Annotated in this window: 11 protein-coding genes; 10 read left to right on the top strand and 1 reads right to left on the bottom strand. The window is 41.3% G+C overall.

What is annotated here, in order from left to right; genetic code table 11:
* Positions 1-71: 71 nt before the first annotated feature.
* A complete protein-coding gene (gene barA / locus C9J46_RS06315; protein ID WP_107246385.1) occupies positions 72-2,861 on the bottom strand; it encodes a two-component sensor histidine kinase BarA in 2,790 nt (929 codons plus the stop codon).
* A gap of 120 nt (positions 2,862-2,981) precedes the next feature.
* On the opposite strand from barA, the gene rlmD reads away from it, so the two are divergent.
* From rlmD to ispF, 10 genes are all read left to right on the top strand, one after another.
* Positions 2,982-4,304 (top strand): 23S rRNA (uracil(1939)-C(5))-methyltransferase RlmD, encoded by a 1,323-nt coding sequence (rlmD, locus tag C9J46_RS06310; protein WP_107206628.1) that lies wholly within the window; start codon positions 2,982-2,984, stop codon positions 4,302-4,304.
* Between the two features lie 68 nt (positions 4,305-4,372).
* A complete protein-coding gene (gene relA / locus C9J46_RS06305) occupies positions 4,373-6,607 on the top strand; it encodes a GTP diphosphokinase (RefSeq protein ID WP_107246388.1) in 2,235 nt (744 codons plus the stop codon).
* A gap of 284 nt (positions 6,608-6,891) precedes the next feature.
* On the top strand, positions 6,892-7,200 hold the full coding sequence (locus C9J46_RS06300) for a hypothetical protein (protein ID WP_146144661.1): 309 nt from the start codon (positions 6,892-6,894) through the stop codon (positions 7,198-7,200).
* Between the two features lie 145 nt (positions 7,201-7,345).
* Positions 7,346-7,534, top strand: coding sequence for a hypothetical protein (locus tag C9J46_RS06295; protein WP_107246391.1), 189 nt, complete (start codon positions 7,346-7,348; stop codon positions 7,532-7,534).
* A gap of 431 nt (positions 7,535-7,965) precedes the next feature.
* Entirely contained in the window at positions 7,966-8,778 is an 813-nt protein-coding gene (gene mazG / locus C9J46_RS06285; protein ID WP_107246394.1) for a nucleoside triphosphate pyrophosphohydrolase, read from the top strand.
* Between the two features lie 218 nt (positions 8,779-8,996).
* A complete protein-coding gene (locus tag C9J46_RS06280) occupies positions 8,997-10,637 on the top strand; it encodes a CTP synthase (protein ID WP_107206633.1) in 1,641 nt (546 codons plus the stop codon).
* Positions 10,638-10,717: 80 nt separating this feature from the next.
* Positions 10,718-12,022 carry a phosphopyruvate hydratase gene (gene eno / locus C9J46_RS06275; protein ID WP_005371469.1) on the top strand — a complete coding sequence of 435 codons (1,305 nt, stop codon included), beginning with the start codon at positions 10,718-10,720 and terminating at the stop codon, positions 12,020-12,022.
* Positions 12,023-12,361: 339 nt separating this feature from the next.
* On the top strand, positions 12,362-12,640 hold the full coding sequence (gene ftsB / locus C9J46_RS06270) for a cell division protein FtsB (protein WP_005371471.1): 279 nt from the start codon (positions 12,362-12,364) through the stop codon (positions 12,638-12,640).
* A gap of 35 nt (positions 12,641-12,675) precedes the next feature.
* On the top strand, positions 12,676-13,380 hold the full coding sequence (gene ispD, locus C9J46_RS06265; RefSeq protein ID WP_107206634.1) for a 2-C-methyl-D-erythritol 4-phosphate cytidylyltransferase: 705 nt from the start codon (positions 12,676-12,678) through the stop codon (positions 13,378-13,380).
* A 5-nt stretch (positions 13,381-13,385) separates the two neighbouring features.
* Positions 13,386-13,862 carry a 2-C-methyl-D-erythritol 2,4-cyclodiphosphate synthase gene (ispF, locus tag C9J46_RS06260; RefSeq protein WP_107287294.1) on the top strand — a complete coding sequence of 159 codons (477 nt, stop codon included), beginning with the start codon at positions 13,386-13,388 and terminating at the stop codon, positions 13,860-13,862.
* The last annotated feature ends 20 nt before the right edge of the window (positions 13,863-13,882 follow it).

Here is a 13,882-nt window from a genome sequence, read left to right as displayed (position 1 = left end):
ATAAAAAGCGGTAGATAATATATCTACCGCTTTTTTGATCGTTAGCTTATCTGTTTTAAAACAAAAACGGGTTAGTTTCGATAGTCTTTAGACGCTTTGACAATGTTATCCATTTCATCAACCAGCTCTAATAGCTCTGGTTCAATATTGGACAGGGTTGCATTAGCCTTAAGTGCGGTTTCAATTTCCAAACATAAATTCTTCAGGCGTGGAACACCGCTGTAAGCGCAGCTACCGTGTAATTTATGAATCGGTGGCCAGAGTTCAACATCTTTACCATCCAGTGCTTCATTTACCAGCATTTCTACCTCAGGCATGAAATCAAGCAGCATTTGCAGCATGTCATAGGCTAAATCTTCTTTTCCTGCCGCTTGTTTTAACGCTAAATCCCAATCAAAACTAACGTGGTTATTGTTTATTACTGGAGCGACATCATTAACTTGTCCTTCAAGCGTCACTGGCATTCTGTTTACAGATGGTGGCGTTGCTTGCGGTGTGGTTGGGGCAATCCATTTTGCTAAAATTTGCTGCAGAATCTGCTCTTCAATCGGTTTGGTGAGGTAATCATCCATACCTGCATTGATTAAGCGCTCGCGCTCACCTGCCATAGCATGAGCGGTAACAGCAATCACTGGGGTATTTTTATTAAGTGCTGTTTCATGGATTTTCTGACAGGCTGTCACGCCATCCATTTCCGGCATTTGAATATCCATAAAGATCAAATCAAAGGCTTTACTTTGAGCATATTCAACCGCTTTTTTACCACCAGTTGCGGTAATAACGGTTTCCACTCGTTCACCAAGTAGTGCAGAAATCAGTTTTAAGTTCGCTGGGTTATCATCAACCGCCATCACCGTTAGTGGTTGTAGTGTTTCGGTAGTGGTGGGTAATAAAGGTACTTCTAATTCACTTTGCTGCTCATCATCATTATCGCAGAGTGCTTCAAACAGTTTACGTTGCGCCAGCGGTTTACCTAGACAGGCCGACACACCTGTTTGGGTCAGTTTTTCTGATAACGCAAGTTCTGTTGTCGGTAAGCAAACCAAGACCTTTTCAGCGGTTTGCTCTGCTTTAAATACATCATTGAGTATGACTGGCAGTGGTGGCTGCTCACCCGGCGATAAACACAATAGAGCGAAGTCATGGTGATCAATATCATCAGGCATAGAAGCGCGGTAAGTAACATGTACGCCTGCTAACATTAGACGTTGCTGTATCACTGATGCTGCTTGCATGTTGGCCTCAACCAGAAGTAATGACTTACCTTCAAGTGAAGTGGTATCAATAGGCTGTGATACAGGTAGATCTGTTTTGTTCATTTTGATGGTGAACCAGAAGGTCGAGCCTTGGTGTAAGCGACTAGTTAAGCTCACTTCACCGCCCATTTGACTTACCAGTTTCTGGGTGATCACTAGACCTAATCCTGTACCGCCATAACGGCGAGAAATACTGGCGTCGGCTTGGCTAAATGCTTGGAATAATTGCGCTTGCTGACGCTCTGAAATACCAATACCAGTATCGCGGACCATAAATTGCAGGGCGATATTATTATCGACTTCGGATTTTAACTCGACAGAGACATCAATATTGCCATGCTCGGTAAACTTAACTGCATTACCAATTAAGTTAGTGACCACTTGCTGAATACGTAATGGATCACCAATTAAGCCTGCTGGAATACGATCATCAATTTTCAGTGTCAGCTCTAGGCCTTTTTCGTGGGCACTTGGTGCAAGTAAGCGCATGACTTCATCGAGTGAATCTGTAAAGTCGAAAGGAATGTTTTCCAGTAACAGTTTACCCGCTTCGAGCTTCGAGAAATCGAGAATGTCATTGATGATGGTCAGCAGGTTATTGGCTGAATTCTCAATCGTTAATAGGTAATCTTTCTGGCTAGTGTTCAGTTTGGTTTTGAGCATTTGTCGGGTAAAGCCAATGACCCCATTTAGCGGAGTGCGGAGCTCATGAGACATATTGGCTAAAAACTCTGATTTCACCCGTGCCGCTTCCTGCGCACGCTTTTTCGCAATATCTAATTCAACGTTTTGAATTTCTAGCTGCTCTAACGTTTCACGTAGATCGGATGTTGCTTGATCGATACTTTGTTGCATTTCAATGTGGTATTCCGACAACGAAATTGCCATAGCATTAATACCGTTTTTCAGGGTATCTAATTCGCCCAACAATCGGCCTTCAATTCGAATATCAAGGTGGCCGCGACGGATCCTATCTACCACACTGATCATATGAGAAATGGGTTGTGTCACGTCTTGCATCAAGCGATACGCAAACAATGATGACAGGGTTAAGCCCAGTAATAACACCATTAAGGCGGTAAATACTTCTTGGTATTGTTGTAGACGTAGCGTGCTGAGATCCAGCTCGATAGCGATATAGCCGAGGGCTTTACCACGAACATCGCTACCAACATTCGTTCCAAATTGACCTTCGGTAAGAATGGGCGCGCGTAATATTAAGGTGTTATCGGTTAACTGGGTATCCAGTAGCCGAGGAATAGGTTTGCCCTTTGGGTACATGAAGGAATCAAAATTACGGTGAAAGTTAGATGTGGCAAAAATATGGTTATGGTTATCAAACACCGCAATGCTGCGGATGATGTCGGAATGTTTTCTATGGGTATAACCAATCAACCGACGAATTGCTTCTCGGTTTTTTTCTGTCATGCCGTATTCCGCTGAAATCGCTAACGGCTCGATGATACTTGCACCTGTAGAAATCAGCTGATGTTCTAGATCCTGATAACGGCTCATGGTGAAAAAAGCGCTTAATAATAAGCCAATAATAAGTGTAGGTGCTAATGTCAGAGTAAATACTCTGGCACGAAGTCCATATCTGGTCATGGTTCTCTTAATTACAAGCAGATAAATCTGTGGGAGAATTGGCTCCCATCAGTAGCACTAGATTAAATAAATCAGTGCTGTTCGACAAATACTCAATGCCTGAACAGTGAGCAAAATTTTATGGCACGCTTTTTTAAGCCTCAAAAACGTAAAACTGATACGAAGCATAAAGAAATAACTATCAGCCGTTTAGATCATATCGGCGCTGGCATCGGCCATTTGAACAACAAACCTGTTTTCATTGATGGTGCATTACCCGATGAAACCGTTGTTGTGCAATTGACGGAAGACAAAAAAAATTATGCCCGAGCTCGCGTGATCAAACGTTTAAAAGACAGTGCTGCGCGTATTAAACCTCATTGTCCAATCTATGACCAGTGTGGCGGTTGTAACTTGCAACATTTATCCCACCAAGGTCAAGTTATCGCCAAACAACAGGCGCTAAGTGAATTGATGGCGAAATTTGCGATCACAGAAAAAGACGATGCCTCACAAGTTGAGCCTATTGTTGGGCAAAGTGAACATTATCGTCGCTGTGCACGTTTTAGTGTCCGTATGCTACCTAATGGCAAAATGGTATTTGGCTTTCGTAAAAAACAGAGTAAAGACATCGTTGATGTGAATGCTTGTCCTGTTTTGGCGACCACACTTAATGATTTGTTACCGCCATTACGTGAACTGTTAAGCAACCTTAAAGGACGTAAACATGTTGGCCATATAGAATTGGTCAATGCAGATAATGGTCGCGTATTGTTAATTCGTCATTTGCAGCCATTCAATGACAACGATCTCGCAGCGATTAAAGCTTTCGCTACTGAACATGCATTGATGCTATTTTTAGCGCCGTCGTCAGATGAGCTTGACCATGTGTTAGGTGAGGAGCCGTACTACGATATTGACGATGTAAGACTGACGTTCTCACCAAAAGATTTTATTCAGGTTAATCGAGACGTAAACGTAAAAATGGTTGAGCAAGCGATAAATTGGCTTGATATTCAGCCGCAGGATAGGGTACTCGATTTATTCTGTGGGCTAGGCAATTTCAGCCTTCCGCTAGCAAGACGAGCGAAAGCGGTAGTCGGCGTGGAAGGTGTTGATGAAATGGTCGCGCGAGCGACTGCTAATGCGGCAGCAAATGGTCTAGATAACGCAACATTTTATCAAGCAAATTTGGATGAAGATGTAACGAAACTAGTGTGGGCGCAAGAGCAATTTGATAAGATTTTACTAGACCCAGCACGAGCTGGGGCGGCTGGCGTGATGCAGCATATTGTAAATTTAGCGCCAAGCAAAGTGGTCTATGTATCATGTAACCCAGCAACATTGGCTCGTGATAGTCAAATGTTGTTGCAGCAAGGGTATAAGTTGGCACGTCTTGGTATGATGGATATGTTCCCTCATACAGGGCATTTAGAATCAATGGCGTTGTTTGTTAAAAGCTAATCACCATAAAAAAAATAGCAATGTGATGTAAGACAATCATCGGTATTCAGAGAAAACAGGATAGAAACATGGTCGCAGTTCGCGGTGCGCATTTAAAGGAAAATACCACATTTGAGCTTGTCTCGTGGGTCGAGAGTTTACGTCAAGATGCAAAAGTATCGAGTCGGATAGAAGGAACATATCAGCGTTGTATTGAACTTGCCGCTGAACAAGAAAATGGTCAGTTACTGTTGTGGCGTGGTCGTGAGCTAGTTGAAATCCTTGTCACCTTGAGTATGGATGCTGATACGTTAATTGCAGCCTTGTTATACCCATTAGTGGAAGGTGGTTGTTACAGCACTGACGCGTTAAAAGAAGAATATAGCGGGACGATTTTACATTTAGTTCAAGGTGTTGAACAAATGTGTGCAATCAGTCAGTTAAAATCAACGGCGGAAGAAACTGCGCAAGCTGCGCAGGTGGATAATATTCGACGTATGTTACTGTCGATGGTTGATGATTTCCGTTGTGTGGTTATTAAATTGGCTGAACGTATCTGTAATTTACGTGAAGTTAAAGATCAGCCTGATGAAGTACGTCGAGCTGCAGCGCAAGAATGTGCCAACATTTATGCACCATTAGCAAACCGTCTTGGTATTGGTCAGCTTAAATGGGAAATTGAAGATTACGCCTTCCGTTATCAGCATCCTGATACTTACAAACAAATCGCAAAGCAGTTATCTGAGCGTCGTATCGACCGTGAAGGCTACATTACTCATTTTGTTGATGATTTATCTGACGCGATGAAAGCATCAAATATTAAAGCAGAAGTGCAAGGTCGTCCTAAGCATATTTATAGCATTTGGCGCAAAATGCAGAAGAAAAGCTTAGAATTTGATGAGCTTTTTGATGTTCGAGCTGTACGTATTGTTGCTGAAGAGCTACAAGACTGTTACGCCGCATTAGGTGTGGTGCACACTAAATACCGTCACTTACCGAAAGAGTTTGATGACTACGTTGCCAACCCAAAACCTAATGGTTACCAGTCTATCCACACTGTGGTGTTAGGCCCTGAAGGTAAAACGATTGAAATTCAGATCCGTACCAAGCAAATGCATGAAGAATCTGAATTAGGGGTTGCGGCACACTGGAAGTATAAAGAAGGTACAGCATCAGGCGGTGCACAATCGGCTTACGATGAGAAAATCAATTGGCTGCGTAAGCTATTAGCATGGCAAGAAGAAATGTCAGATTCTGGCGAAATGCTGGATGAGCTTCGTAGTCAGGTATTTGATGATCGCGTCTATGCTTTCACCCCTAAAGGGGATGTGGTTGACTTGCCATCGAATGCGACACCGCTTGATTTTGCTTATCATATTCACTCTGAAGTGGGCCACCGTTGTATTGGTGCCAAAGTAGAAGGGCGTATTGTCCCTTTCACTTATCATCTTCAAATGGGCGATCAAGTTGAGATCATCACGCAAAAAGAGCCGAATCCGTCACGAGATTGGTTAAACCCTAACTTAGGGTTTGTGACATCTAGCCGTGCTCGTGCCAAAGTGCATGCGTGGTTCCGTAAGCAAGATCGTGATAAGAATATTATTGCGGGTAAAGAGATCTTAGAAGCTGAGCTGGTAAAAATTCATGCAACATTAAAAGATGCGCAATATTATGCGGCAAAACGTTTTAATGTGAAATCGCCTGAAGAGCTATATGCGGGGATTGGCAGTGGTGATTTACGTATTAATCAGGTGATTAACCATATTAATGCGCTAGTGAATAAACCAACAGCTGAAGAAGAAGATCAGCAGCTTTTAGAAAAGCTATCTGAGGCAAGTAATAAACAAGCCACAAACCACAAAAAACCGCAACGTGATGCTGTTGTTGTTGAAGGTGTTGATAACCTGATGACTCACCTTGCGCGTTGTTGTCAGCCTATTCCTGGCGATGATATTCAAGGTTTTGTTACACAAGGCCGTGGTATTTCTGTTCACCGTATGGATTGTGAGCAGCTTGAAGAGCTTCGTCATCATGCGCCAGAGCGTATTATTGATACGGTTTGGGGCGGTGGTTTTGTCGGTAACTATACCATTACCGTGCGTGTGACGGCTTCTGAGCGTAATGGCTTATTGAAAGAATTAACCAATACTTTAATGAATGAAAAAGTGAAAGTAGCGGGAATGAAAAGCCGAGTTGATTATAAAAAGCAAATGTCTATCATGGACTTTGAACTTGAATTAACTGATTTAGAAGTGTTGGGACGTGTACTTAAACGCATCGAACAAGTTAAAGATGTTGCCGAGGCTAAACGTTTATACGGTTAATTAACTGATTAAAATATAAATTAAGGGGAGCGATATGCTTCCCTTTTTATTTATTACGACATAATGAATAGTAGTAATTATTAACGCGCACATCTTAAAATGGAATAATTTATTAATTTAATGATCTAAAATAAGACTTGATGTTGACTCATATATAATAGACCGATAGTATTCTATTAACTTTAAAATAAAGACTCAGTATGTATTTATCTCAATTACATAAAATATTATATGCATTATTTATAGCAATATTACTGTTAAGTAGTAGTGTGAATGCTGCGTATATGAGTCAAAATGTTCAAGTCTCTAATGTTGCTAATTTAGCAAGTAATATTAAGAGCGAACTGCAATACCAGCAAACGGCTACTCAACAATCTCATCACTGTAGTTTGCAATGTGAGAATAGTTGTAATGATTGTTCACAGTGCTCATGTTGTCGAGTACTGCCTCGTACTGGCAGTAATCCATTTCATCTACTCTCTTTTTCTCCGCTTATTATCACTCGTGTCAGTAAGCTGTTACCGATTGAATATCTTCAAGAGTCGCTTGTTCTTGCCGTTATAAAATCAATTTATCGCCCTCCTATTGCCTAATAGTTTGCTTATTTCTGGATCTAAATTGGATTCAAAGTAAGTGTTAATTTCACAAATTAATTATCCCATCTTAATTATATAGATGAGTGATGATTGTTATTAATTAATGATGTTGCTTTATAAATAAAGCGGCAAGAGAACTATTATGAAAAATTTACTATTAAAATTATTAACTAAAAATAGTATTACGAGTGTTTTATTACTTATTTCAACATTTCTTATTCCTGATAATAATTTTATCAATGTACCTAGTGATGACATCAAACAATTGCTGTTTTTTATTCTTTGCCTGCAGGGAATGAAAGTGGGTGCAGATAAAGTAACGTTTAAATAATTAACGGGGGTATTATGAAGTCGAATGTATTAAGCATGATTAGAGAAAAAAGTCTTACAATAGTACTGTTATTGTTAATGTCATTTCTGTTGCCAAACTATGCGTTAGCAGAGTCTTATAGCGTAGATTCTTCTAATCACACGTGCTCTCATCACTCTGATTGCCAACACCATGATTCACATCACCAAGGGTGTAGACACCATCGCCATGAGTCACATCAACATCGATGTGATAATCATCATTATGATGGTGATAATGGACATGAAAATTGTGCTCATGCTAGAGATCATCATAAGCAACATGAGCATTGCCAACATGATGATGATTGATCGTTGCTATGAATTTCTAAATTAGTTTTCTAGTATTAACTATCGAAGTTTTGGCGCTTTAAAGTTAGCAGCTGAAAGCGCCATTTTTAAAGAGTTGATGGTATGGAAAATAAAAAAGCATCTCAGATGGAACAATTATTAGCAATTATGTCTCAGTTGCGAGACCCACATCGTGGTTGTCCGTGGGATTTGAAACAAAACTTTGATTCAATCGTTCCCTATACCCTTGAAGAAGCCTATGAAGTGGCTGATGCCATCGAGCAGAAAAACTGGAACGATGTAAAAGAAGAATTAGGTGATTTATTGTTTCAAGTTGTTTTTTATAGTCAGATGGCCAAAGAACAAGGGTTGTTTGAATTTGACGATGTAGTGGCAGGCATAAGTGAAAAGCTGGTCCGTCGTCATCCCCATGTTTTTAGTAATGCTGATTTTGATGATGAAGCAGCCGTTCAACAAAACTGGGAAGCCGAAAAAGCCAAAGAGCGCGCAGCTAAAGAGCAAGATGTGAGCTTGCTTGCTAATATTCCAAACGCATTACCGGCATTAATGCGTGCTGATAAAATTCAAAAACGCTGCGCGAATGTTGGTTTTGATTGGGATGAATTAGCACCAGTGGTTGATAAAGTAAAAGAAGAGCTTGATGAAGTGATGGACGAAGTGATTCAAGCGGTGCCAGAACAACAACGAATAGAAGAAGAGCTCGGTGATCTACTATTTTCAGTGGTGAATTTAAGTCGTCATTTAAAAGTAAAACCAGAGATGGCATTACAAAAAGCTAATAAAAAATTTGAAAAGCGTTTTCGCCAAGTGGAAGAAAGTGTGCTAGAACAAGGAAAGATCATTAGTCAGTGTTCATTAACTGAGCTAGATGAAGCATGGAATAGTGTTAAAGATAAAGAAAGTAAAAATCAGTAATTAAAAATTCAGCATGATTTTTAAATGCATTATACCATTATGGTATTGTTTTGGTTGTTAAAGCTTGATATTTCAGTGGCATAACGCTTACTTGATTTGAAGCAAAAAAAATCAAATGGCGGTGTGATAGTTTTCACGTTGTGGCGATAAATGGTGTCTGGTATACTAATTTCCCGTCCAGATACATTTATCCTCTACACCAATCTTCCAGGTTAAACATGACTACGAATTACATTTTTGTTACGGGCGGAGTAGTTTCCTCTCTAGGTAAAGGCATTGCTGCTGCATCACTTGCAGCGATTTTAGAAGCACGTGGTCTTAACGTGACTATGATGAAGCTTGACCCTTACATCAACGTTGATCCAGGCACAATGAGCCCAATTCAACACGGCGAAGTATTCGTTACGGAAGACGGTGCAGAGACTGACCTAGACTTAGGTCACTACGAGCGTTTCATTCGTACCAAGATGACTAAGCGTAATAACTTTACAGCTGGTCGTGTGTACGCAGACGTATTACGCAAAGAGCGTCGTGGTGATTACTTAGGTGCAACGATTCAGGTAATTCCTCATATCACTAATGAAATCAAATCTCGCGTGTTAGCGGGTGCTGAAGGTCATGATGTAGCAATCGTTGAAGTAGGCGGTACTGTGGGTGATATTGAATCACTCCCATTTATGGAAGCTATTCGTCAATTAGCCGTAGAGCAAGGTCGTGAAAACACCATGTTCATGCACTTGACACTTGTTCCTTACCTAGCAGCGGCTGGCGAAGTGAAAACTAAGCCAACTCAGCACTCAGTAAAAGAACTTCTTTCTATTGGTATTCAGCCAGACATCTTAGTGTGTCGTTCTGATCGTATGATCCCTGCCAATGAGCGTGCAAAAATTGCCCTGTTCTGTAACGTGCAGGAAAAAGCTGTTATCTCAATGAAAGATGTAGATTCAATCTACAAAATCCCACAATTAATTAAGTCTCAAGGTCTTGATGATTTAGTGTGTAAGCGCTTTGGTATTACAGCACCAGAAGCTGATCTTTCTGAGTGGGAACAAGTTATTTATGAAGAAGCGAACCCTACCTCTGAAGTCGTTATTGGTATGGTTGGTAAGTACATTGAACTGCCAGACGCATATAAGTCAGTTAACGAAGCACTTAAACACGCGGGCCTGAAAAATCGTCTATCAGTAAAAATCAAATACATCGATTCTCAAGATGTTGAGTCAAAAGGTACAGAAGTACTGGCTGGCCTTGATGCAATCTTGGTTCCAGGTGGTTTTGGTAGCCGTGGTGTTGAAGGTAAGATCCTTACTGCTCAATACGCACGTGAAAATAATATTCCATACCTAGGTATTTGTTTAGGTATGCAGGTAGCATTAATCGAATTTGCTCGAAATGTAGCCAAAATGTCTGATGCGCATTCAACTGAATTTAATGCTGAAACTAAATATCCAGTCGTTGGTCTTATTACTGAGTGGATTGATAGTGAAGGTAAAGTTGAAGAGCGTACTGAGAAATCAGATCTAGGCGGTACAATGCGCCTTGGCTCTCAGCTATGTCATCTACAAGATGGTTCTAAAGCGCGTACGTTATACGGTCAGCCAACGATCCATGAGCGTCACCGTCACCGTTACGAAGTAAACAACACTTTACTACCTAAGCTTGAAAAAGCAGGTCTAAAAGTATCTGGTTTGTCTGCTGACAAGAAACTTGTTGAAATTATTGAAGTTCCGAATCACCCTTGGTTCGTAGCTGCACAGTTCCACCCTGAGTTCACATCGACACCTCGTGATGGGCACCCATTGTTTGAAGGTTTTGTAAAAGCGGCGGGTGCATACCACCGTGGTGAGCTTAACCAGTAAGGATTACTGATAGCTGTAGTTGTTATGGCTACAGCTATTTTTTTAGCTTTTAATTTGAAGATAAAGCAAGAGGAAACACAATGTCTAAGATCGTTAAAGTTCTAGCTCGTGAAATCATTGACTCACGTGGTAACCCAACAATTGAAGCTGAAGTTCACCTAGAAGGTGGTTTCGTAGGTATGGCTGCTGCGCCATCTGGTGCTTCAACTGGTTCTCGTGAAGCTCTAGAGCTTCGTGATGGTGATAAATCTCGTTTCCTAGGCAAAGGCGTTCTGAAAGCTGTTGCTGCTGCAAATGGTCCAATCGCTGAAGCACTAATCGGCCAAGATGCAAAAGACCAAGCTGCAATCGACCAAGTTATGATCGACCTTGACGGTACTGAAAACAAATCAAACTTCGGTGCTAACGCAATCCTAGCTGTATCACTAGCTAACGCAAAAGCTGCTGCGGCATCTAAAGGCATGCCTTTATTCGAGCACATTGCAGAGCTAAACGGTACTGCTGGTCAGTTCTCTATGCCTCTACCTATGATGAACATCATCAACGGTGGTGAGCACGCAGATAACACTGTTGATATTCAAGAGTTCATGATTCAGCCAGTAGGTGCTAAGACACTTCGTGAAGCTGTACGTATGGGTTCTGAAGTATTCCACAGCCTAGCTAAAGTTCTTAAGTCTAAGGGCATGAGCACAGCGGTAGGTGACGAAGGTGGTTTCGCACCAAACCTAGAGTCAAACGAAGCTGCTCTTAAAGCAATTAAAGAAGCTGTTGAAGCTGCAGGTTACGAGCTAGGTACTGATATTACTCTAGCAATGGACTGTGCTGCATCTGAGTTCTACAACAAAGAGCAAGGCATCTACGATCTTAAAGGTGAAGGTAAGCAATTCACTTCAGAAGAGTTCAACTACTTCCTTAAAGATCTAACTGAGAAGTTCCCAGCGATCGTTTCTATCGAAGATGGTCTAGACGAATCAGATTGGGCTGGCTTCAAGCACCAAACTGAACTACTAGGTGACAAAATTCAACTAGTAGGTGACGATCTATTCGTTACAAACACTAAGATTTTCGCGGAAGGTATTGAGAAAGGTATCACTAACTCAATCCTAATCAAGCTTAACCAAATCGGTTCTCTAACTGAAACTCTAGCTGCTATTAAGATGGCTAAAGACGCTGGTTACACTGCTGTTATCTCTCACCGTTCAGGCGAGACAGAAGACGCAACTATCGCTGATCTAGCGGTAGGTACTGCTGCAGGTCAAATCAAAACGGGTTCTATGAGCCGTTCTGACCGTGTTGCTAAGTACAACCAACTTATCCGTATCGAAGAAGCACTAGGTGAGCGTGCTCCTTTCAACGGTCTTAAAGAAGTTAAAGGCCAAGCTTAATTTTTTATTAAGCGATGATTGAGTTTACTCAATTTGGTAAATAAAACCGCCTTGCAAGAGGCGGTTTTTTTATCGCTAAAATAAAAAACGCATCACTAAGCGGCATCAATATTTATGCAGGAATCAATGCTTATTTTGTATTGTTGTCATGAATGCTGTTTTTATTTTCAACAAAAAGAAGGGCTAAGTAAGGGAGATGTAAAGTCTCATGGCATAATAGTAGTCACCATTGACTGATTATGGGATTATTGCTGACTCGCAAAATGTATTCCAATTATTTAGGTTTATTCAATAATCGGAATGCAGCTTGCTGTTTAAAATTATGTCGCAGGGAGAAGTATGCGCCTGTTTATTATTGTATTATTGGTTCTTATCGCTTGGCTACAATATGATTTCTGGTATGGCAAAAACGGTATGAAAGAATTTACCGCTGTCACAGAGAGCGTAAGCTTACAACAAGCCGCTAATGCCGAATTACATCAGCGTAATCAGCAAATGTATGCGGAGATCAAAGATCTTCATGGCGGCAAAGAAGCTGTGGAAGAGCGTGCACGTACCGATCTTGGTTTGGTAAAACCAGGGGAAACATTTATTCGTGTTGTTAGTGATAGTAACTAATTACATATTTTAGTTAAGTGATGAGATAACCTTTCATGATCGATAAATGCATTGCTATTGTACCTGCTGCAGGGATTGGTAGCCGAATGGCCGCTGATCGTCCTAAGCAATATTTAACGATTGCTGGTAAAACTATTCTAGAACATTCGGTTGAGCGGTTATTAAGCTTGCCTGAAGTCCAACATGTTGTGGTTGCGGTGAGTAGGAACGATCCTTACTTTTCAACGTTACCATTAGCGAGCGATCCTCGCATCACTGTGGTTGATGGTGGTAATGAGCGTGTGGATTCGGTATTTTCAGGCTTAGCTGCAATCAATGATGATAACGCTTGGGTGATGGTACATGATGCCGCTCGCCCTTGTGTACGTATCGAAGATCTTCGTCAATTAATGGCTGCGGCTGAAACGTCTGAATATGGTGCAATCCTTGCCACGCCAGTACGCGATACCATGAAACGCAGTACTGTTAATTCAAATACACGAGCAGTGATTGATCACACCGTTGACCGTGAGCAACTATGGCATGCATTAACACCTCAAATGTTTCGTGTCGGTCAGCTACGTGATGCGTTAACGACCGCTTTAGCAAAAAAGGCGGTGATCACTGATGAAGCCTCTGCGCTTGAATTTTGTGGTTTTTCCCCCGTGTTGGTGAAAGGGCGTGCGGATAATCTAAAAGTAACCCAACCTGAAGATTTAGCTTTAGCTGAGTTCTACCTACGACAATTATTAAAGGAATAACCATAATGCGAATTGGTCATGGTTTTGATGTTCATAAATTTGGTGGTGAAGGCCCGGTAATTATTGGTGGGGTAGCGATCCCTTATGAGCAAGGTCTGATCGCTCATTCTGATGGTGATGTTGCACTACACGCGGTATGTGATGCATTACTTGGCGCAATAGGCGCAGGGGATATTGGTCGTCATTTTCCCGATACAGATGCGGAATGGGCTGGTGCTGATAGCCGATTTTTATTACGTGATGTCTACAGTAAAGTTAAAGCACAAGGTTACAGACTTGGTAATGTAGACGTTACTATTATTGCACAAGCGCCAAAAATGGCGCCGTATATTGATGCGATGTGTCAAGCGATTGCAGACGATCTGGAAACAGATATCACCAATGTAAATGTTAAAGCAACGACCTCTGAACGTTTAGGTTTTACTGGACGTAAAGAAGGCATTGCTTGTGAAGCGGTTGTTTTAATTAAAAAGGTATCTTGAGCTTATGTCTCACTCCAACA

Source organism: Photobacterium sp. GB-36 (assembly GCF_003026135.1).
Taxonomy (GTDB): Bacteria; Pseudomonadota; Gammaproteobacteria; order Enterobacterales; family Vibrionaceae; genus Photobacterium.
Note: the sequence above shows the minus strand (reverse complement) of the source record. Positions and strands in the feature narration are given on the sequence as shown.

Bases quoted from the DNA above. Each gene is read 5' to 3' on its own strand.
- relA (WP_107246388.1), top strand. From the start codon at position 4,373: ATGGTCGCAGTTCGCGGTGCGCATTTAAAGGAAAATACCACATTTGAG.
- mazG (WP_107246394.1), top strand. From the start codon at position 7,966: ATGGAAAATAAAAAAGCATCTCAGATGGAACAATTATTAGCAATTATG.
- ispD (WP_107206634.1), top strand. From the start codon at position 12,676: ATGATCGATAAATGCATTGCTATTGTACCTGCTGCAGGGATTGGTAGC.
- C9J46_RS06280 (WP_107206633.1), top strand. From the start codon at position 8,997: ATGACTACGAATTACATTTTTGTTACGGGCGGAGTAGTTTCCTCTCTA.
- C9J46_RS06295 (WP_107246391.1), top strand. From the start codon at position 7,346: ATGAAAAATTTACTATTAAAATTATTAACTAAAAATAGTATTACGAGT.
- ftsB (WP_005371471.1), top strand. From the start codon at position 12,362: ATGCGCCTGTTTATTATTGTATTATTGGTTCTTATCGCTTGGCTACAA.
- eno (WP_005371469.1), top strand. From the start codon at position 10,718: ATGTCTAAGATCGTTAAAGTTCTAGCTCGTGAAATCATTGACTCACGT.
- ispF (WP_107287294.1), top strand. From the start codon at position 13,386: ATGCGAATTGGTCATGGTTTTGATGTTCATAAATTTGGTGGTGAAGGC.
- rlmD (WP_107206628.1), top strand. From the start codon at position 2,982: ATGGCACGCTTTTTTAAGCCTCAAAAACGTAAAACTGATACGAAGCAT.
- C9J46_RS06300 (WP_146144661.1), top strand. From the start codon at position 6,892: ATGAGTCAAAATGTTCAAGTCTCTAATGTTGCTAATTTAGCAAGTAAT.
- barA (WP_107246385.1), bottom strand. From the start codon at position 2,861: ATGACCAGATATGGACTTCGTGCCAGAGTATTTACTCTGACATTAGCA.